Origin of the sequence: Thioclava sp. F34-6 (genome assembly GCF_002213235.1) — a bacterium.
GTDB lineage: Bacteria > Pseudomonadota > Alphaproteobacteria > Rhodobacterales > Rhodobacteraceae > Thioclava > Thioclava nitratireducens.
The window spans coordinates 498,495-521,998 of record NZ_NBOA01000003.1; the positions used below are offsets into that span (position 1 = coordinate 498,495).

At 64.3% G+C, this 23,504-nt stretch carries 1 protein-coding gene (only partly in view); it reads left to right on the forward strand.

From position 1 onward, the window contains the following. Nucleotides 1-23,504, forward strand: the 5' portion of a protein-coding gene (locus B6V72_RS08535) for a matrixin family metalloprotease (RefSeq protein ID WP_146696184.1). 14,752 nt of this gene lie beyond the right edge of the window; only the first 23,504 of its 38,256 coding nucleotides appear in the window; it begins with the start codon at nucleotides 1-3; its stop codon lies beyond the right edge, outside the window.

Here is a 23,504-nt window from a genome sequence, read left to right on the forward strand (position 1 = left end):
GTGACCAAATTCCTGCGTCGGACCCGCTCCGACGTGCAGGATGACGTCGGTCTGGCCAATGAAGGCGCGCTCCACGAAGCCGATAACACCCTTCACCGCGAAGAAAATTACCGCATCGAGGCCCTCGAGCCGCGGCTTTTGCTCTCGGCGGACCCGGTGTTCGGCGAATTGGCCCGCGTTGCGGCGACCGCACATCAAATCGACCCGATCGAAGGGCTTTCCGCCCTAGTTCAGACCGTCGATGACCTGCATCAGCAGGACGAATTGGCAGCCGATCACGATCCCGAGGAAGGCCCGCAAAGCGATGTGGCCTGGCCCGAGGATTGGGCGCATGAGCCGGAAGTGGCACCGCTCGAAGCGGTCGCCGAACCGGCACGCGAACAGGCTGCAGCGCTGCTGGAAACGGCAGCGGACCAGCTTCATTCCGGCGGTTTCCTGACTGCCGTTCAGGTGCAGCAGCTGCTGGAATCGGCGCTGTCGTGGCTGGAAGATATGCCCCATGCAGGGCAGGACCCGATTGGCAGTTCCGTGGCGGACCTGACGGGTCACGAGGCGACCGGCCCCCCTGCTGCGACCTCTAATACACTGGAATATAACGAAAATACTTACAATCCGGACGCCGGGTCTGTCACTGCTGGCTCCGACGATACCAGCGAAAATCAAGGGGATAGCCCGGCTGACGAGGGCGCAGAGCCGCAATATCTGCTTCTCGACGCCACCGCGGACAGCACCGATACCGGCGCTGCGGATATCACCGAGGCTCAGGTCGCCCCGATCTTCCAGGAAGCCCTCGCTCAGTGGGCCAGCCGCACCGACGCGGCGATCCTGTCGCAACTCACCTTCACCATCACCGATCTCGAGGACGGCGCACTCGCCCGTATCACCGGCACGCTGATCGAGATCGACGCCGACGCTGCCGGGGCCGGTTGGTTCATCGACGCGACGCCCGCCGACAGCTCCGAATTCGATCTGCTCGCAGGCGACCGTCTGGTGGCGACGGACGGTGCGGCCTCCGAGGGCGTCGACCTCTACACGGTTCTGCTTCACGAGATCGGCCACGCACTCGGCCTAGACCATGATGCGGACACTGCGGTGATGAGCGCGACGCTCGGCACCGGCGAGCGCATCGGTCTTCCCGACGCGGCCCCGAGCCTCGGCGCTCCGGTCGCCGGCGCGATCTCGGAAGCGGGTGGCGCGCTCGACGGCACCGCCGACAGCAACCTGACCTACACCGTGAACCTCGACGGCACCGTCACCGTCAACGGCACGACCTATGGCACGTCCGGCGCCCCGATCACCTCGATCGCGGCAGGGGCCGGCCTCAGCGACACGATCGAGGGGCCGGATGCCGCGACGGTCTGGACGATCACCGGCATCAATGAAGGGTCGCTGAGCTGGAACGGCCTCACAATCACCTTCACTGGGGTCGAGCGTCTCGAGGGGGGCACCGATGCCGATGCCTTCGCGATCGACGGGCCGGGCTTCGTCACTGCAGGCTTCGCGGGCAATGCCGGGCTGATGGAAATCTCGGTCGGCGATTTCGTGAGCCTCGCGACCAGTGACGGCGTCGGCGCGCCGATTGGCTATACCACCAATACCGGACTCGACGGTGTGCTCTACGAAGTGGGCACCGGCACGACGACCGCCGTCACCGGCGGTCTCGAGGTCACCACCATCGCGCTCACCAGCGGCTCGTTCTTCGCGGGCAGCGGTGCGAACGGCTACTTCACCCTCGGCCAGCCCAACAGCTCGGTCGGCTTCGCGGTCGACAACCTCAGCTTCTCGGTCAAGATGATCCGCGAGACCGCGACGGGCCGCCAGTGGGTGATCGCCAATGGCGCGGTCGATGCGCTGGGTCTGGTGAATGTCGACGGCGTGACCGCCACGCTCTCGAACGGCACGCTGGAACTGGTGACCTCGCAACTGACCGACCCCAACGATGCGCTGAGCGCCAAGCTCGTCGTCTCCGCGATCGACAGCGTAGCGACGGGCGCGACCGCGCCGCTCGCGAAAGTGTCGGGCAACGTGACGCTGGCCATCGGCGGCGAGGTTCTGATCGCGGGCGGGTTCAGCTTTACGAAGACCATCGTCAGCGGCCTGACCGGCGCGACCGACACGATCGGCGATCTGATGGTCTTCGGCTTCGACGCGGTCAAATTCTTCGCGGGCACCGGTGCGGTCTTCGACACGAGCGGCCCGGTCACCGTCGACACCACCAACGCCTTCGGTTTCTCGGTCACCGGCTTCACCGGCACGTTCGCGGTGCTGAGCGCGGGCGGCACCACCTATACCGGCATCGACTTCTCCTTCGCCAACGCGACCCCGGTCGGTATTACCGGGCTGACCGCCGAGGTGAGCAATGTCGCGGTGCAAGTGAACACCGCGTCGGGCGTCGCTACCCCGCTGAATTGGGATCAAGGCGCGCTGAGCGATGCCGGGCTGACATTGAACGGTGCGCTCACCAAGGTCGAAGCCACCGCGACGCTGATCGTGAAGGACGCGGTCTATGTCAGCGGCACCTTCGCCCTGGAAAGCTCCGCCAAGACCGGCGTGACCTTCAACGGTGCATCTGAGGATGGCGATTACTTCACCCTCTCGATCATCGGCGGGCGCCTCTTCGCGGGCGTCGGCGCCGAAGTCTCGGGCGGCAGCTACGACCTGACCAATGCCACCGGCTTCGAAATCCCGACGCTCAATCTCACCCTGGCCATGTTCACCGTGACCTCGGCTGGGGCGAACCTAGGCCAGAAGGTCACCGCGCTGGAACTCTCGACCGCGGCGACGCTGCACGGGATCAGCAACGTGACCGCGACCGTCGATGCGCTCGACGTGACCTATGCCAGCATGGCGTTCGACTGGACGCAGGTCGGCGGGCCGAGCTTCAGCTTCGACAGCACCTTCTCGGGCTTCACGATCGATGTGCGCGCGGTCTTCGCGATCAAGAGCACCGTCCTGCTCGCAGGCGATATCGCGATCACGGTGACGAAGCAGACCATCGCCGCGGCGGATAATCCGCTTGGTACCGATCTGACCGATGCGCAGGTGATGACCTTCGCACTGGCGAACGGCTATATCTTCGTGGGCAGCGGCGGCAGCTTCACCACCGATGTCGACGGCAAGGTCAACGGGCTGACCCGCGATGGCGACAGCAAGCTGGTCGGCACCGGCTTCGGCGCGGAAGGCGTGCTGTTCGAATTCGCCTCGGTGAAGAATGTCGATGGCACGACCGGCGCCGTTCTGAACGCCTGGAGCGCGATCAAGCTCCATGTCGGCACGGTGGAAGTCGCGGGCATTCCGGGCGTCACGCTTGCAGTCAGCGATTTCGTGGTCGAAGTGAATGCGCCCGATACCAAGGGCGGGATGAACCCGACGGTGATGACCTGGAAGGGGCTCGATCTGGGCACGACGCTTGCGCTGACCGACGCCACGGACGGCTTCGACAATACCGAGCGCTTCTTCATCGGCGCGACCATCGACGAGCTGAACATCTCGGATACCGTGCTGCTGACCGGCGGCTTCTCGGTCGAGAAGACCGCGGGCACCTCGGTCGGCGGCGTCACCGGCGATCTGCTCTACATCACGCTTACCGATCTGGACCTCTTCGCGGGCTCGGGCGTAACCATCGGCGCAAGCGGGCTCGACACCACGAATGCCATCGGCTTCTCGGCGATGGGTGGCAATTTCTACATCGGCATCCTGACCACCACCGACCCGACCCCGGTCAGCTATACCGGCGTGTCGGCGAGCCTCGCGAGCCTCGGTCTGGTGAATGTCGAAGGCGTGACGCTGGACCTTGCGAGCCTGAAAGTGCTCTACAACTCGGTCAGCGATAACACCCTCTCCACTCTCGACTGGTCGAGCCTGACCGGCCTCGAAGAGGTGACCGACACGGTAAGCCTCGCGGTCTCGGGCAAGCTGACGCTGGCGGTGGCCGATTTCGTCTACTTGCGCGCGGGTTTCGGGCTGAAGGCAATCGACGTGACTGCGCAGGCGGGCAGCACCGAGACGCTCGATCTGCTCGATATCACCGCCGGCAAGCTGACCTTTGTGAAGCTCAGCGATGTCGAGTTCTTCGCGGGCACGGGCGCGTCCACCACAACGGATGAGGCGACCGGCACGACCACTCTCGCCCTCGCGAGCGATGCTGCGGGTCTCTATGCGGCGGGTGGTGATCTTGCGCTTGGCCTGCTGACCGACACGACGACCGGCGTGAAATACACCGGGGTGATCGGCTCGTTGAGCGCGCTGGAGGCCAAGGGCATCGACGCGGTTCAGATCAAGCTGTCGGGCATGGCACTGGCCTCGAACTCGACGACGGCGCTGACCGGCCCGCGCCTCGACTGGTCGACCGTGAACGATACCGACGTGACCACGGCGCTTGGCGATCTGGGCCCGGGTGATCAGCTGGCCGTGTCCGGCACGCTGTCCGTCGAGATTTCCGAGACGGTCTTCGCGCTCGCCACCTTCAACTTCTCGGCCTCGACCGAGACGATCGACGACACCATCCAGGCGGCGATCACCGATGCGCAGGTCACGCGGCTGACCCTGACGAATGTGAATTTCTTCGCCGGTGTCGGCGGTGCCTTCGATGACGCGAATGCGCCCACCGCGATTGCCGATCAGGGCACCGGCTTCCTTGCCTCGGGCGGCACGCTCGAACTTATCGTCGTGAAAGAGCAAGTCGGCACCGCCACGCCCAAGAGCTGGAGCGCCCTGTCGCTCTCGGTCGATTACGTCGGGATGCGCGGACTGCCCAAAGAATTCGCGCTCGGGGTCACCGGGCTCTACTTCCGCATGAACACGGCCTCGGTCAGCGCGACCAAGCTGGATTGGTCGGCCATTGTCGACGCAACCGAGAACCCCGGGATCGCTCAGATCAATGCCGATACCGGGATCGCCTTCGGCGGCACGCTCGATGTGGCGGTCGACGGCTTCGTGCTGGTCTATGGCACGGTCGAAGGCTCGATCTCGACCGCCGATATCAACGACGGCGAGATCACCCTGACCGCCGCAGATATCACCAGCTTCAAGATCACCGAGGCGCAGATATTCGTCGGTGCTGGCGGCGCGTTCGATCGTGATGCGACCACGAACGAGGTGACCGGGCTGCTCGATCAGGGCACCGGCATCCATGCTTCGATGGTGGCGGGCGATGCGCTCGAATTCGCGCAGGTGACCCGCCTCGGCGTGCTGACCGATAATGCGGCGACCAACGACAACGACGCGTCCACGCAATGGGACAACGAGACCGTCACCATCGGCTGGACCGCGCTGCGCGTCACCGTCGCGAGCCTTGGCCTGCGCGGCATCGACGCCTTCCAGATCGCGCTGGCCGATCTCGCGGTAGACGGGAATTTCGCGGCCATCGACGGCACCTTCCTGAACTGGGCGTCGCTGGGTGCAGTCACCGGGCTCGACATGCTGAGCCTCGCCGATGCCACCGACGGCCTAACCCGCGATGATGGCTTCTCGGTCTCCGGCACCGTGACGGAGCTGAACGTGGCGGGCGTGATCGTGGCCTCGGGTACCTTCGGCATCAAGAGCTTCACGAGCGACATCATCGTGCCTTCCGGCATGACGACCGAGACCGTGCTGGGCGCGAATATCCTGATCTTCACCTTGTCCGATCTGAATCTCTTCGCAGGTGTCGGTGGGGCGCTTCTGTCCGACGGCACGATCGATCCCGATCAGGGCACCGGCTTCGTGGCCGAGAACGCCTCGCTGCAACTGGTGCTGGTGAAGGAAGATCCGGCAGGCGTGACCCTCCCGGCCGTGCCGCGCAGCTGGACCGCCGTTGCGCTCGACGTAGCCACGGTGCGTCTGCAGGGGCTGCCGAACACGGTCACCGTGCAGGGCCTCGACCTCTATTTCGGCTTCAACGGCCCTGATGCGGTGAATGGCGAGCGGATCGACTGGGCCGCGACCGGTGTCACCGAGATCGGCAACCTCGCTTCGGTCGATCTGTTCGACGTCACCGATATGCGCGCGAGCTTCAACATCGCCTTCGGCGGCTATGTCGAGTTCACCGTCGATGGCTTCGTGACCATCGCGGGCACGATGGCGGGCCAGATCCTGACCGAGACGCTCGACGACCAGAACGGGCTGATCGTCGAGGGCGCGTCGGTGATGACCTTCTCGCTGGCCGGCGGTTATTTCTTCGCGGGGCAAGGCGGTGTCTTCACCCGCACCGATGGCAAGATTACGGCTGTCAGCACCACCGAAGGCACCGGGATTTACGCGAATAACGTGGGCATCGAGTTCGCCTCTGTGACCCAGACCGCCGACAACCCGCTGACGACAGGTGTGGTCGAGACCCGCACGGTCAAGAGTTGGTCGGCGATCCTCGTGACCTCGCAAAGCGTCGGCGTGACCGGCCTCGCAGGCTTCACGCTGAAAATCTCGGATGTCGCGGTCGAAGCCAACTTCGGCTACACCGACCCGCTGAACGCGGCCAACAACTCGGTGATGAACTGGAAGGGCCTCGATCTGGGCCTGACAATCACCGACAGCACGGATGGCTATGACGCGACCGCGATCCTGTCGGTGACCGGCACGGTGTCGGAGCTGAACGTGGCAGGCGTCGTGATCGCGACGGGCACCTTCTCGATCAAGAGCCTGCTGGCCGATGTGGCGGTCGCCACCGGCATCGATGCGGATGGCACGCTGACCGGGGCGAAGGTTCTGATCTTCACCCTGAGCGATCTGAACTTCTTCGCCGGTGTGGACGGTGCGCTCAAGAATGATGGCACGATCGATCCCGATCAGGGCATGGGCTTCGTGGCGCAGGGCGGCTCGATCGAGCTGGTGATGGTGTCAGAAGACCCGGCCACCGTGACCTCGCCCGCCGTGGCCCGCAGCTGGATGGCCCTGTCGCTGCGCGTCGATCAACTGGGTCTGCAGGGCCTGCCGCTGACCGCGACGGTGAAGGATCTCTACTTCGCGATGAACGGCGCCGATGCGGACGGAAACAAGCTCGATTGGGGCGCGACCGGCGTCGATCAGATCAACGCGCTGGCCGATATCACCAATCTCGACGCGGGCTTCGGGATCGAGTTCGGCGCCTATGTCGAATTGCAGATCGAAGGGGCGATCCTGCTGGCGGGCGGTCTGTCGGGTGTGATCCGCGATCTCACCGTCGACGATCCGCAGGGCGGCACGATCAGCGCCAAGGCCTTCTCCTTCTCGATCGACGGCGCCTATGTCTTCGTGGGCGCGGGCGGCGAGTTCACCTATGACGAATTCGACCGGGTCGACGCGGTCGCCAATGCGGGCACGGGCTTCGCGGCCGAAGGGCTCGCCTTCGACCTGATCTCGGTGACCGAGGTGGTCGATCTGGTCGCAAACCCGAGCGCCGTCGCGCGCAGCTGGACCGCGATGTCCGCCCATGCCGACACGATCTCGCCGCGCGGTCTGCCGCAGGGGCTGGACCTGACGGTGACCTCGCTCGACTTCACGGTGAACGGGCGCGACGCCACCAATAGCGACCAACTCGACTGGGCGCCGATCATTCAGGATCTGGGCGTCGACGCGGTTGCGCCCGAAGACGGCACGGATCTGGTGATCTCGGGCGGTCTGGATCTGGATATCTTCGGCTTCGTCACCGGCTCGGCCACCTTCGACATCGTGATGCGCAACCAGATCGAGGCAGAGCTGGATAGCACCAATGCGGGTCTCGAAAACGCGAGCCTCATGCTGATCGGCCTGCATGTGCAGGACCTCTTCGTCGGCCAGCCCGGCGGTGTGGGCCTGTCGGTGGCTTCCGCCGATATCGCGCTCGCGCTGATCAAAGCGACCCCGCCTGCGAACAGCACGCTGCCCGTGACCGTCACGCCTTCGGCGACCGCGGTGCTGGGCAATATCCAGGGCGGCACGCTCGCCGGTCTGCCCGAGGGAATGGAACTGACGGTCAACGCCTTCTCGCTCGACTATTACGCAACGAAGCCTGCCGGGAACGGTATCACCACCTTCTTCGACTGGAACTCGATCGATCTGGACGGCACGCCCGCGCAGGGGGATCCCGCGAACGATCCGCCCGCCGCTGTCACGTTCACCTATGGCCCGAACGACGAGGTGGCCACTTTCGACGCCAGTGCAGACCGCACGCAGGTCGTGGGCTACCTGACGCTCAACGCCTTCGGTTTCGTCGATGTGGGCGCGAAGTTCACTCTGTCGCAGGATATCGTCGATGTGGACGTGAACCACGACGGCACCTTCGATATCGCGACCGACATGAACGATGCGGTGCTGACCCGGATCAGCCTGAGCATCGATCCCGACGACGAGGCCGCGAATGGCGGCGACGCCCCGGCGGATTACGAGGCCAAGTTCTTCATCGGCATCCCGGACGGTCCCGGCATCACCATCGAAAGCGCCGATATCCTGCTCGCTTCGATCAAAGCGGCCAATCCGCTTACCGACACCCGCGCCTTCACCGCGCTCAAGGCCGATATCGCCTCGGCCTCGCTGACGGGGGTCGATCTGGTGGACATCACGCTCGACACGCTGTCGCTCGAGATGAACAAGGCGAATGATGCGACCGGCGTGATCGGCGTGCTCGACTGGGGCCAGTCGATCAATCTCGACTCGACCGAATGGACCGATGGCGACACCGGCATCACCGGTCAGGACCTGCTCGCCGCGACGAATGGCAATGACGTCGATCCGGCCACCACTGACACGGTCCTCGATATGAGCCAGTCGGGCTTCTCGCTCTTCGCGGGTGCGACGATCGTGATCGAGGACTTCGTCTTCATCCAGGGCCAGATCACGCTGACCAAGACCGACAAGGTCGCAGCCCGCATGGTCGGTTCGACCACCTCCTTCGAGGCTTCGGTGCTGTCGATCGGTATCTCGGATGCCGTGGTCTTCGCCGGGGTCGGCACGCCGACGATCACCAATGGCGAAGTCGATGCCACCTCCGATGCGACGGGCGTCGCGCTCTCGCTGCAGCGCATGGGCCTGCATATCGTCAAGGAAATGCCGCTCGATCCGGCGAACCCGACAGCCACTCCGCTCAAGAGCTGGATGGTCGTGAAGGCGACGGGCGGGGCCTCGTTGATCGGCGTCGACAATGTCACGGTCGATGGCTCGCTCACGCTGATCATGAACCGCGGCGGCAACGAGACGACGCCCTACAATACGCTCGACTTCACCTATGGCGGGGTGGGCGGCACCTGGGACATCACGGTCGGCGCCGAGACGATCACCTTCGACGAACTGACCGTGGCGACGCTGGAAGTGTCGGGCTCCCTGACCATCGGCTTCGACTCCTATGTCTTCATCCAGGGCGAGTTCGCCTTCACCCAGTCGAGCGAGATTTATTCCGCCCTCGTCGCAGGCACGAGCACGAGCCGCAATCTCAAGGCGGTGACGGTCGGCGCACAGCATGTGAACATTTTCGTCGGCACCGGCTACGACCTGACCAAGGCCTTCGGCGATCAGGGCGATGCGGTCGGCCTGAAGATCACCGATGCTTATCTCGCGCTCGCCATGTTCAAGACGGTCGACGCAAATGGCGTGGCGCTGGCCGCGACCGATCCGGCGGCGGCTTCGTACATGGCGCTGAAGGCGGGCGGCACGGTCGAGTTGGTGGGCGTCGACGGCGTGACGCTCTCGGGCTACGGGCTCGAGGTCGAGCTGAACCAGGGCAAACTTCTGAGCACGCAGGCCAAGGAAGCGCTGAACCTCGCAAGCTTCAATGGCGGCGGTTTCGACGTGAAGGTGAGCGACACCGATACCGTGACGCTCGATGCCAATGGCGCGATCCTTGCAGCGTCCGGCTTCGTCGTGCTGGGCTTCGAGGATTACGTCTTCCTCGCGGGGCAGGTGGCCTTCCAGAAGGGCGCGACCCTGACCGTCGGCACGGCGCCGAACCAGAAGACTTTCGCGGCGACCGAAATCTCGGGCGATGGCATCAGCGCCTTTGTCGGCACCGGCGGGCCGTATTTCGAGGTCGATACTTCGGGCGACACCCCGGTCGTGCAGCCGATGGCCGATACTTCGGGGGCACAGGGTCTGGTCCTGACCAACTTCTCCTTCCGCCTCGCCATGCTGAGCCAGGTCGATGCCAATGGCGTCGCGGTCGTGGGCGGCGAGAAATACACCGCGCTCTATGCGTCGATAGCAGAGGTCGCGCTTGCCGGTATTCCGGGCGTCGCGATCAGTGCGAGCGGCGTCGAGCTCAAGCTCAACCAAGGCAAGTCGGGCACCGCAGGAGCGGGCGCCCAGACGATCCTCACGGGCTTCGACTTTACGGAGGTGACGGGCCTCGACCCCGGTGCCACGGCCTTTGCAGATATGACCCCGCTGCAGGCGTTCTACGACCTCAGCTACAAGGGCACTTTCCTCTCGGTCTCGGCTTATGGAGATCCGGTGGGAACGGGGATCGAGCTTCTCGTAAACCTCTCGGGCGATACGCCCACCAGCGCAGACGATGCCGACTTTGCCTTCTCCGGCGATCTGTCCTTCGAAAAGACCACGAGCGCGACGGGCGCGGTCTACTCGAAAATCTCGCTAACCCACATCACCCTGACATTCGGCGATTATGAATTCACCGGCGACGCGCTGCTCTATCTGATGCCGCAGGGCATGGCGGGCAGCTTCTCGGTCACGCTTCCCGATATCGCGTTCGACGACGGCACCAATGCCTATCAGATCGGCAATGGCACGACGGCGACGCTCGAGATCAACACCTCCATTCAGGCGGTCTATGTCGACTTCGGGAACAACAATGTGCTCGACCTGCCGCGCGGCCAGTTCCTGCGGGTCGAAGTCGAGAACGCCGCCTTCTCTGTCGACTTCAACGCGACTGATAACGACAATGACGGCACGATCGACGTGGGCAACGCCCCCGAGATCAGCCTGAGCGGCACGCTGATGTTCTCGCAGCTGACGACCGGGGTTGCGCCGAACCAGACCAAGCGCATGACCATCGCCTTCACCGGGGTCTCGGGCGGCTATACGGACTCGAATGGCGACGGCTTCACCATCCAAGACGCGAAGGGCGTGATCCTGATCTATTCGGGCTCGGCCACCCTGTCGCAGAACGGGGTCGCCGCGCAGATCGAGGCGAGCGCGCAAGGCTCGGCGGCGGGCTTCTCTGCCTCGGCCAGCGCGATCATCCGCATCAACACCACGTCGCGCACCGACATCTACGAAGAGGTCGACGTGGGCGATGCGACCTACATTCTCGACTTCCGGGGTCAGGCCAATGTGAACCAGATCGCGCTGGCCGAGGTGAAGCTGAGCTACGAGCCTTACTTCACCATCGAAGGCAGCCTGAGCGACATACTCCCGGCCGAACTGCCTGCGGGCGCGACCAGCGGCAAGATTGGGCGTAACATCTCGATCTTCCTCGGCGACGCGGGCGATCCGAACGATCCCAATGACGATATCGGCCTGCTGATCTCGAACACCACGATCGCGATCTTCGAATTCGGCACCTCCGCCAACCGCAAATTCGCGGTCTATGCGAAGGGCGAGGTTCAGGCGCTGGGCATTCCGGGACTCAATATCTCGGGCACGGTCGAAGTGTGGCTCAACACCTCGGGCACCGCCTTCTCGACCACCGTGACCGGCTTCCCGCTGCTCGAAGGCGGCACCTCGGCCACTCCGGTCGCGATCACCTTCGTCGCCCCGCAGATGGAGCGCGTGAAGGGCTCGGTCGAGATCAGCTTCGGCGTGGCCGAGACCGGCGATCTGCTGGTGATCAGCTCCAACGACGTTCTGTTCAACAAGACGCCCGATGGCCGGATCTCGGTCGATGCGCCCGAGACCTCGATCACCGTGACGCCGCCGGGAGCCGACAGCTTCGGCATCGAAGGCGCGGCCCAGTTCAGCTTCGGCGGCGCGACTGGCTTCCAGCTGACCGATATGCGGGTGACGGGCTACACGCTCTTTGGCGAGACCGTCTCGGTGACGCCGACGACGAACCTGCGCCCGCTGACCGCCGATATTGCTTCGCCGCTCAATGGCCAGATCATCAATCTCGACGGCTTCACCTATATCGACGTCACTTTCTACAACACCAACCGTCTGGACGCGGATGCCTACCCGGCCTATCCGCTGGGCATCGACCCGGACTCGATCACCGATATCGACCCGGAATTCACGATCACCGCACGCTACGGCGACACGACGGCGGCGATCACGGTCGATGGGGCAGGGGTGCTGGTCGAAGGCACGGCGCGCCCGACCTATCGCTACCAGATCACCACGCCTGTGAGCCTGTCCGCGAACACCACCTATGAGGTGCAGTTCCTCGCCAACTCCTGGCGCGATGCCGCCGGTGCGCAAAGTGCCGCCGAATACGAACGCTTCACGATCCGCAAGACGCCGGTTCAGAATGCGCCCGCGGCGAACCCGGCGACCGATCCGCAGGATTTGACCACGATCACCGCCGCGCCCTCGATCGAGCTGGCCTCGCCCTTCAATGGCGCGGTGATCGACAAGTCGATGCTGAACTCGAAGGGCTATATCGACGTCACCTTCGTGCTGCCCAATGGCGAGATCCTCGACGCAAGCTCGATCAATGGCGACGAGATCCGCTTCGTGCGCACGGGCGGCGCGTCGAACGTCAATCTGCTGACGAACACCAACGGCACCTACACGGTCGAGAAGATCGGCAAGACGACCTATCGCTATTACGTCTTCGCCGAGCCGCCCGCCGCGACCGCCACCGGCACGGGTGTGGTCGGCACGCCGACTTCGACCTCGACCTCGCAGGCGAACCCGGCCTTCAACGTGGGCGATGTGCAGGTCGAGTTCATCACCGGCACCTGGAAATACACCGATCGGGGCGCCAATCTGGACAGCACCTCCGACGATGTCGTCTACTGGTTCGGCGGCGAGAACGGCTCGGTCGCGTCGCCCGCGAAGACCACCGCCTATGTGCAGATCTTCAAGGTGCAGGAACTGCCGGCGGCCGAGGCTGCGACCCCGATCAAGGTCGGTCCGGTCTCGATCCTCGCGCCGAAGGTCGGTCTTGCGAAGCTCGGCTTCAAGGACGGTCTGCTGGTCCTGACGATCTCGGTCGGAGCGGAAAGCGCTTCGCTCGCCTTCGGTGGCACCGCGACGCAGAATGCCGACGGCACCCAGACCAATAGCGGCGGCACCCAGATCACCCTGACCAACCTGCTGGTGAAGTTCGATATCGGCATCGATGTGATGGGCGTGATCTCGGGCGGCGGCGACGATCCGGTCGTCTCGCTCACCGGCAAATGGTCGATCACCGCCGACAAGCTGACGGGCTCGATCCCCGATGTGGTCCTCTTCGAGGCCGACCGCATCAAGGTCGAATACGATCCCTCTTGGACGGCGCCCGAAACTCCGGTCGCGGGCACGCCGGAGGGCGCGGGGCAGGAGATCATCAAGATCGACACGATCAAGGTCACCTTCCCGAAATTCGGTATCGCGGGCCAGATCACCACCTATGAAGGCGTGCGTGGTCTCACGATCTACGACAACGGCTTCCGCATCGGGCGCGGCGAGATTATCTATTCGGGCACCGGCGCGGGCTCAGGCACCGGCACCGGCGCGGTCCAGCGTACCGATGGTGCTACCGGCAAGATCAAGTTCGGCTCGATCCTCGAATTCGACGATCTGCGCATCGGCGTCACCGACTTCTCGCTGATCTTCGGCCAAGAGGTGACCTTCGCCGGCACGATCTATGTCGGCTCTGGCGGGGCGACCTTCGCGCCGGGCAAGGCGATCAACGCCAAGGTCACCGACCGCGTCTCGGGCGAGGATGTGAACGACACGCTGGCGCTGAAGGCGGGCCTGACCTTCACCGATGGCGTGGTCGACGGCTTCATCTTCGAGCTCGACACCTTCGAGATCAATATCGGCTCGGTCCTCAAGCTGAAGGGTGTGGGCCTGTCGCTCGACACCGGTGCTGCCGATGACGAGGAGCTGATCAGCTTCGTGTCGATCGGCGCGGAACTGAAGATCGGCTCGCTCAACCTCTCGGGCGAGGCGCGTCAGTTCGCCTTCCTCGGCGACGGCACTTTCGTCACCAAGCAGGGCTTCGGCGTCTTCATCGGCGTCGGCGCTGCCTCGGGGGCGAGTTTCAAGTGGCCAAGCTGGTTGCCGATCAAGATCACCGAGATCGGCGTGCAATGGCCCGACATTCAGGCCGACCCGAGCGATTTCGTCCTGACCTTGTCGGCGTCGATCACCGGGCTGCAGGGCTATGACGGGCTGACCTTCGAGGGCACGGTCGAGGGTATCCGCATCGATGTGGGCCTTCTGCTGGACGGCAAATTCCCGATAATCGGCATAGACTCGATCGGCGTGAAGATCGGCGGCAACGCGTTCGGCGGCGAAATCGAGGGGGCGCTGATCGGCGGCATCATTCGGATCGGCGACGGCAATCAGGTGCTCTCCACCTTCGACCTGACCACCCCGGTGAAAGATCGCATCTTCTTCATCGGGGTCGAGGCGGGCTTCTCGTTCTCGGGCCTGGGCGGCTTCACCATCCGCTTCGCGCTGTCGGAGCTGGGCCCGCTCGGGGTGCTGGTCTCGGGTTCGGTTCCCGGCGGTATCCTGCTCGAGCCGAATTCGGGCCTCGCGATCAACGACTTCACCGGCGGGGTGGACTTCTTCAAGTCGCTGCCCGACATCACCGATCCCGAAGAGCTCAACGGCCCCGATTTTGCGCTGCCGCTGAACGTCTCGGTCGATGACTGGCTGAACTCGGTGCAGCAGCAGGTGGTGAACCAGTATATCGCGATCCAGAACGGCTCGGCGGCGGGCGGCGGGTTTGCTGCGGCCTTCACCTCGCCGATGATCATCACCGGCTCGGCCAAGCTTTATTCGATCTACACCTCGCAGGCGGTGTTCAACGGCCAGGTCACGATCAAGATATCGACCGACGGCAAGATTCTCGTGATCGGCCAACTCAACTTCGCCGCCGACAACCTGTCGCTCTCGGCGCGGCTCTACGCGAACCTGTCGAAGATCGCGTCCGGCGAGGCGACAATCCTTCTGCTTGTGAAGATTCCAGATCAGCTGGATCTGCTGACGATCAAGGGTTCGCTGCAGTTCGGCTTCAAGGACATCCTTGGCGAGGCCACGCAATTCGCCGTGGTCGAAGAGCAGGCCGCGACGCCGACGCAGCGCCTTGACGGGCCGAGCGATGGTGGCGTCACCGGCGTCGGCAACTTCAACGAGCGCGCCTATATCGACATCACCTTCCCGACGGTGAACGGTGCGACGGTGGACGCCGCTTCGGTCTTCGACCTGACGCCGGAATTCGAGATCACCGGTGGCGATTTCACCCTCGACAACACGCAGGCCCCGGCGCAGTTCGATGCCGACACGTTCCGCTTCTGGCTGACCGGCACGGGCGATGTGAACTCTGTGACCTACACCTTCCTGTTCCAGTCCTGGTCCTACACCGAGACCGCAACGAACCAGACCGTCTATGCGGATGAGGACAACACGACCCAAAGCGGCGACCCGGCTGTCGCGGGCCCGTGGGTCGATATCAAGTTCATCGCCGAGATCGGTGGCGAGATCACCGCCGAGACGCTGGCAGCGATCGCGACCAACGGTGTGGCGCCGTTCAAGCTGTTCAATGACGAGGGCGACGAGATCGACCTCCTTGGCGCCATCGCGATCGGCGGCGGCAAGGTGCGTTACTTCATCGACACCAGCGATCCGGACCTGACGAACAAGCAGCTCGCCGTTGGCGACTACACCGTGCGTTTCGCCTCCGATACCTGGGCGAACAACGCCACGCAAACCGGCAAGAACAACACCGCCACGCGCGATGCCGTGTTCTCGGTGGTCGAGCCCGAAGCCTCGCTCAGCGCGCCCTATCAGCTGGACGGCGACGGCTACACGGTCGATGTGAACCTCGCCAATGCCGATCAGCGCATCATCGTGACTTTCGATCCCGCGGGCAGCGGCTCGCTCGATTACGCCTCGATCCTCGATCCCGGAGCCGAGTTCACGCTGACCCGCACCGGTAATGCGGATGGCACGACGGCCAACACCGCGATCGATATCTCCAACGCGCCGGACCCGGTCGCTATGTTCATGAACGCCGACGGCACGGCGAGCCTGAAGAAGCTCGGTCTCGATGCCGAGGGCCGGATCGTCGCGTCCGACAGTGCGGATTATGACCACGCGTTGCCCGGCAATGGCGCCGAACTCTATGCGCTGCTCAAGAAAGAGGGCATCACGCAATTCGCCTATGCCATCACGACAGCGAATTTCGACTTCGCACCGGGCAGCTACACGCTCACCTTCAACGGCGAATGGAAGGATGGGGCGGGCAATGCAGGCGCCACCGGTGACAGCGTCATCACCGTCGAAGGCGCGACCGCAAACATGGTCGATCCGGGCGCGGGCGCCGCGATCGACGTGAACCTGCTCAACGGCCGCAACTATATAGACATCCAGTTCCCGGACGTGCCCGACAGCGATTTCGTTTATGACCCGGCCTCGATCACCGATGGCGGTGCGGAGTTCACGCTGAGCGGCGCGGGCCTCGGCACTGTGCAGATCGACGATGGTGTGGCCCCGGTCCGCGTGGGCGGCACCGACGCGGCCCCGGTCTATCGCTACTGGCTCACCGGCAGCTTCGACAGCAGCAAGACCTATGGCGATCTCACCATCTCCGCGGTCGAACAGGGTTGGTCCTACCACTATTCCGACAGCGCGAACCCGACGACTGACCCCGAGATCAAGAGCGGCGAAGACGGTCTGGGCGTGGTGGCCAATCTCGAGATCACCGAGGGTTCGGTCGAGATCACCTTCACCAATATCCCGGCGGGCTATGTGCTCGACCCGGCTTCGGTGCTCGACCTCGCCGCCGAGTTCGCCGTGCAGACCGACACGGTAGAGACTTCGCGCCTGAGCGGCGGCACCTTCCGTGTCGAACTGGGCGAGGGGGCGCCGGCGCTGCTGCAAAACGATGCGAATGATCCGACGAAGATCTCCTTCATCTACTCGCTGCAGACCTTCATCGATGAGACCAACTCGGCGCAGCCCGCGTCGCTCACCGGCGATCTCTATCCGCAGACGATCACGCTGACGCTGGATATCACCTCGATCTCCTTCTTTGCGACGACAGCGCAAAGCGCTCCGACCATCGTGGTCAAGAGCGGTTCGACCTATCCTCCGGCCGATAGCACCGCCAACCTGCCGGGCGACCGCACCTATTTCGATATCGCACTGAGCGGGGCTTACGGCGAGGACATCACCGATCAACTGGCGATCAGCGACGTCACCGTGACCGGCCTGACAATCACCGAGCTGATGGATATGGGCGGCACGATCCGCGTCTTCGCAGACGGCTCGCTCGGGATCGGCAGCCATGACGTGACGCTGGCGGCGAACAGCTTCGGCGATGCGGCCAAGAACCGTGTCCAGACGCTGTCCTTCACCGTTTCGGGCCCGCAGGGTGATCTGGTCGATCCGGCGAACGAGGGCAGCACGGGGCTCGGTGACGTCAACGGGCGCGGCTATGTCGACCTGCATTTCGAGCGTCCGGTCGGCGGCGCGCTCGATGTGGGCTCGATCACCGATCTCGCGCCGGAATTCACCTTCGGCGGCAGCGGCTCGATCACCTTCGACGATACACTCGCCCCGGTCTGGCTGAACCCGCAGGCGACCTCGGGCGACTATATCTTCCGCTACTTCACCACCGGCGCGGCTGCGGCGAACACCACGATCTCGCGCATCGCGACGATCGAGGATCAGCCGACGGTTCTGCGCGCCGATGGCACGGCCGACGATGCGACCGGCCCGGTCTCCTTCGATGCCAGCACGCTTTCGGTGGCCTTCATCGACGTGCGCTACACGCCGACCTATGGCGACGAGATCGACTTCGGCACTCTGGGCGACGAGATCAGCTTCTCGGGCGCGGGTGCCAATGGCGTCACCGTTTCCTCGGCGCTGGTCGTGGGCGACGGACTGACCGTGCGCTACTTCCTCTCGGGCAAGTTCACCGCAGGCTCGGTGCAGGTCGACTATGCCGCAGCGAGCTTCGGTTCGGGCAGCTATGACAATGACGCGAAGACCCAGAGCTTCCGTCTCGTCCAACTCGGTGCGAGCCTGACCGACCCGGTCCAAGGCGCCTCGGTGGGGCAGGCGCCCTTGAACGAGCGCGGTTTCGTCGACGTCACCTTCGAGCTGCCGAGCTACGCCACCGGCATCGATCTCGAGAGCATCACCGATGCGGGCGCCGAGGTAATCCTGAGCGCGACGGGCTACACGATCGAAGTCGATGACAGCCAGGCGCCGACCTACATGGGCGACGACGCGAACGGCAACCCGATCTTCCGCATCTGGTACCTGGGCGACTTCGCGGGTTCGAACCTCGACGACAACGTCTCGGTCGAGTTCATCTCGGGTAGCTTCGACTGGCTCGGCACCGATGGCGGCACCATCAAGGCGATCACCGCGACCAACAGCGAAGATCTGGTGGTGACGACCGACAAGATCGGTCTGGGTGCCAGTGCGCCGACGGCGACCTATGTGGCGCTCTCGCTCGGCACGAGCCAGACGCTGACCGATAGCAGCCTTGCGATCACGGACTTCACGCTGACCGATATCGACGGCAACTCGATCACGATCACCGGGATCCAAGCCCGTGGTCCCCCAGGCGAGTTCGCTGTGACCTTCGACTCCGCCGACGCCGCCGACGGCGCGGTGCTGACCCTGACCTATGCGGCGGGCGCATGGACCTACGGGGCCGCTGCCTCCGAGGCGATCGATCCGACGACGCTCTCGATCAAGCCCACCGACACCGCTTCCTATATCGACATCACCTTCGACACGCTGGGCGATCCGAGCCTCAACGCGCTCTATGCGATTGACGCGGCGACGATCGACGGCGACGAGTTCACCTTCGGCGGGGCAGGCGGGGCCAACCTCGATCTGCTGGATCTCACCCCGACCGACATGGGTGACGGCACCTTCCGCTACTATGTCTCGCGCGAATTCGGCCTCGGCACGGTCACGGTTTCCTTCAACGAGGGCAGCTGGTCCGACCTGCAGGGCAACGAGGGTGGTGCGAGCCAGCAGAGCTTCCGCGTCATCGACCAGATGCAGGAAGGCGGCCAGCCCGGCGCCGATGCCGACCCGGCCACCACCCGCGTCTTCTTCATCCGCGTCTCCGGCTCGATCACCCTGAATTCGGCGGGCATCGTCGACGAGCCGCTCGTAGAGCTGCGCGCGCAGGCCGAACTGACCTTCGGCGATTACATCAAGGCCGACGGCTCCAAGGTCTTCCGCTTCGCGCTCGAAGCCTCGGGCACGATCGAGGTCTACAAGCTCGGCAATATCGGCTCTGCCGCGGCGCGCTTCGTGCTGGAAACGGGCGGCCTGTCGAGCGGCCTGCCGCAGTTCTGGGGCGTGGCCACCATCCAGCCGAACTTCGAAGCGCTCAACGAATACGGCGTCTGGATCAAGGGCAACGCGACCCTGATGATCAACATGTCGGGCGAGGACAAGGTCGAGACCCTGTCGCTCGAAGGCATCCTCGGCGATCAGCTTGAGCGCACCGCTGGCGGTGATGACACGGTGGCCGTGGCGGATCTCGGCGCGCTGCCGAGTCAGGCCAACGAAGGCTTCTACCAGAAGCAGGCGGTAAGCACGGAAGTGCGCACGACCTTCGCCCAGTTCGGCGTCACGCTCAGCTCGGAAGCCAAGATCGAACTGGTGCGCGAACTGAACACCCAGTCGCGCTGGCGGATCACCGATGGCGGGTCGATCTACTTCATCGAAAGCCTCGACGGCACCGCGACGCTGCATTCCGAAGACCAGACCTACGAGTTGTCGCGCAACTCGGTCGTCTTCTATATCGGCGGCGCGATCAAGCTGACCGATCAGAACGCGAACGACCCGGATGTCGACACGGGCGTCAACGTCTATGCCGAGCTGACCGGCGCCTTCTACCTGAAGATTTCGCAAGACCGGGTCGAGGTCTTCGTCGCGGCAAGCGCCAACGTCTTCAACGTGATTTCGGGTCAGGCGGTCGGTCTGCTGATCATCGACTTCGGCACCGCCCCGGGCAGCGCCTTCGGTGTCGCGGGCAGCCTGTCGCTCGAGGTGAGCGTGGGCGATGCCGGCGGCGAGAACACGGACGCGGCGAACAATGCCGGCAGCTTCGGTAATATCGCGGCGGATATCTTCCGTTTCGAGGCCGAGGTGATCGTGCTCTTCAACACCACCGGCATCAACCAGGTCTTCGATGTGCCCGACGCGCTCGTGCCGTTCCTGCCCGCGAACGTGCCGACGACCTTCGAGATTTTCGACCGTCCGCCGATCCTGGGCCAGAACGAGCCGGATACGACGAAATCCGCGGGCGCCTATTTCGTGGTCCAGATCAGCGGCTCGGTGACGCTCTTCGATACGGTGACGCTGAACGGCTTCCTGTCGGTGACGGGCACCGGAGACTCCGTGACGATCCAGGGGACGGTCTCCGGCCGGATCGAGAACTTCGGCGCGGTCGAGGGGATGCTCTATCTCGAGGCGAATATCGGCGCGAGCGATCCGGGCGTGGTCGGGCGGGCGCAGCTGTCGCTGGTCGGCGGGCTGGAGCTTCCGGGCGTCAGCCTTGGCGGGTCGCTCTCGATCATGCTCGAATTCAACACCTACGCGACGACGCAAGATCGCTACACGATCGTCACGCAGGGCGAATATGACGCTCTGGTTCTTGCGGGCGACGCGACCGCCAACACGGATGGCACCTTCTATTACGGCACGATTTCGGTCGAGAACGGGCTGTTCCTGAAGGTCACCGGCACGCTGGTCGTCTCGGATGTGATCGAACTGACGGGCGTCTTCACCTTCCGCATCGGCACCGCACCCGATTTCGAACTGGTCGCGACGCTGGATGTGCAGGCGCGGCTAGTGGGCGTGGCCGAGTTCGGTCTGACCGGCGGTCTCGTGATCGCGGATGGCGGGCTGGTGATCTATGCCGAGATCGATCTCAACCTCGACCTCGCGGGCGTCATCACCGTGACTGGCGACGCGACCTTCCAGCTCAACACCTTCTCCAGCGCGCGCACCCTCGAGATCCCGACCATCAATACAAGCGGTCAGGAGAGCACGATCTCGGTCACCGTCGCTTCGGGCTTCAGCCTCGAGATCGTCGGCTCGGTCAACTTCATCGATCTCGCGACCGCCTCGGGCCGCGTCTATATCGGCCTCAACGCGAGCGAGTTCCGCGTCGAGTTCGACGTGACCTTCGGTCTTGCGGGCCTCAACGTCTCGGCGGCGGGTGGCGCGGTGCTGTTCTTCAACTCCAGCACTGGCGAGCTCGACGGTCTCGCGTTGCTCCTAGATGTCAGCATCAACGCCAATATCGCGCTGGTGATCGACATCGAAGCCAACGGCAAGCTGATGCTCAACACGGTCGGCCGCGACGTGACGATCTCGGGCCGAGTGCTGCAGGCGAACAGTTTCGTGCTCGATCTCAGCGGTAAGGTCGAGTTCCTGAAGGTCCTCAAGTTCGACGCGGGCTTCCGGATCGAAGTGGTGCAGAACGACTGGCGCGTGGACTTCTATGCCAGCATGGACTTCTTCGGCCTCGCCACGATGAGCGTGAACGGCTGGTTTAACTCTGATGGCTATTTCGACCTCTCGCTGAGCGGTCGCCTCGTGCTGGGCTCGAACAGCTTCGGCCTGACGGGCAACTTCTCGATCCGGGTCTATTACCTCTTCGACGATGCGGCGGACGTCTACAAGCTCGGTGTGTCGGGCTCGGCCTCGGTTTCGCTACGCGCCTTCAACATCAGCTGGGCCACGGTTTCGATCAGCTTCTCGGCCACCGCGACCGGCACCGGCCGCGTGCCGATCGTGATCTCGGCCAGCGCGAGCGTGAAGGTGCTCTTCGTGAAGGTCTCGGTAAGCATGTCCTTCACCGTCGGCTATGTCGAATTCCCGACCCCGATCTATCTCGCGGGGGATCTGAACGGCGACACCAATTCGGGCACCTACAAGGATTGGGATGACACCTCCACGATCCTCGTGCTGAACATGGGCGACGCGAATACCAAGCGCGGCATCGGCGAAGCGACGGCGGGCGAGACCTATATCATCGAGGCCGTCACCCCGGTCGTGAACGGCGCGCAGACGATCCGCGTGATCTATTCGGGCCGCGAGCAGGTCTTTGAGCACGTCCATGAAATCCGCGGCTATGGCGGATCCGGCGACGACCTGCTGGTCGTGCGCGACGGCGTCGCCGTGCCGATCCTCTTCGTGGGCGGCGCGGGTGTCGATACCGTGGCCTACGAGGGCGACGGTCAGGTTACGATCAACTCGGCCTCCGAAGGCGGCACTGCGGGCGATCTGGGCGATCAGATCAGCATCGGCAGCGGCGTCGCGGCTGGCTCGATCATCTACGGCTCGGGCGCGAATGACCGGATCGTCTCGGATGCGCTGATGCCGATCACGATCTACGCGCTCGGTGGCGATGACGTGGTGCTGCAGAACGGCACGGGCGTCGCTACGATCTACGGCGGCACCGGCGCGGACCGCCTGATCGGTGGCGCGGCAGCGGATGTGATCGATGGCGAGGGCGGCGCGGACGAGATCGATGGTCGCGGCGGCGCGAACACGATCAACGGCGGCACTGGTAATGACCGCATCTTCCGCAATCTCGCCTCCGATGGCATCGAGGTGATCGACGGCGGCGGGGGCACCGATACAATACTGCTTTACGGCACGGCCAACCCCGACACGGTCACGGTCGGCCAGAAGCCCGCCAACTCCGGCATCCTGCAGGCGCTCGACGCTGATGGCAGCGGGTTTGAGGCCGACGGTGTCGAGGGGCTGATCATCCATCTGCTTGGCGGCACGGATACGCTGACGGTCAACCCCCTTGGCCAGACCGATCTGAACACGATGCGCATCGACGACGATCTGGTCGTGGAATCCGCCGATCCCTCGACGGATGTGGCCGAGATCGACGGTGCGAGCGACGGTGTGGCCGATGCGGTGATCTTCAACGGTACCGGTGGCGCCGATACCTTCACGCTGAAGGCGGGTGCGGTGGCCGATCAGGAATTCATCCTCGTCGCCGCCTGGTCGACCGGCACCGTGACCGTCACTTTCGACGACACGATCCGCGCCAAGGGCGACACGCTGCGGATTTCGGCGGCGGGCGGCAATGACAAGATTACCGCGGGCCCGGCCGTCGAAGCGGGCGACCCGGCCAATGCGACGCCACTGACCCATGACCTGATCGCGCTGACGCTGGAAGGGCAGGGCGGCAATGACCGGATCATCGGCTCGATCTTCAATGATGTGATCGATGGCGGCGAGGGCTCGGACACCATGACCGGCGGCGATGGGCTCGACATCTTCCGCGACACCGACGAGGCGAACGAGACCGACACGCTGATCGAGGTCTTCGCGGGCGAGGATATGGGCCTCTACGAGAACCTGTTCCTGGTGGGCAAAGTCTTCCAGGCGGATGGCTCCACGGCCTATGCGGAGGGTACGACCGATGGCGCGATGGTGCCGGGCGACGCCGATCTGTGGAGCACCTC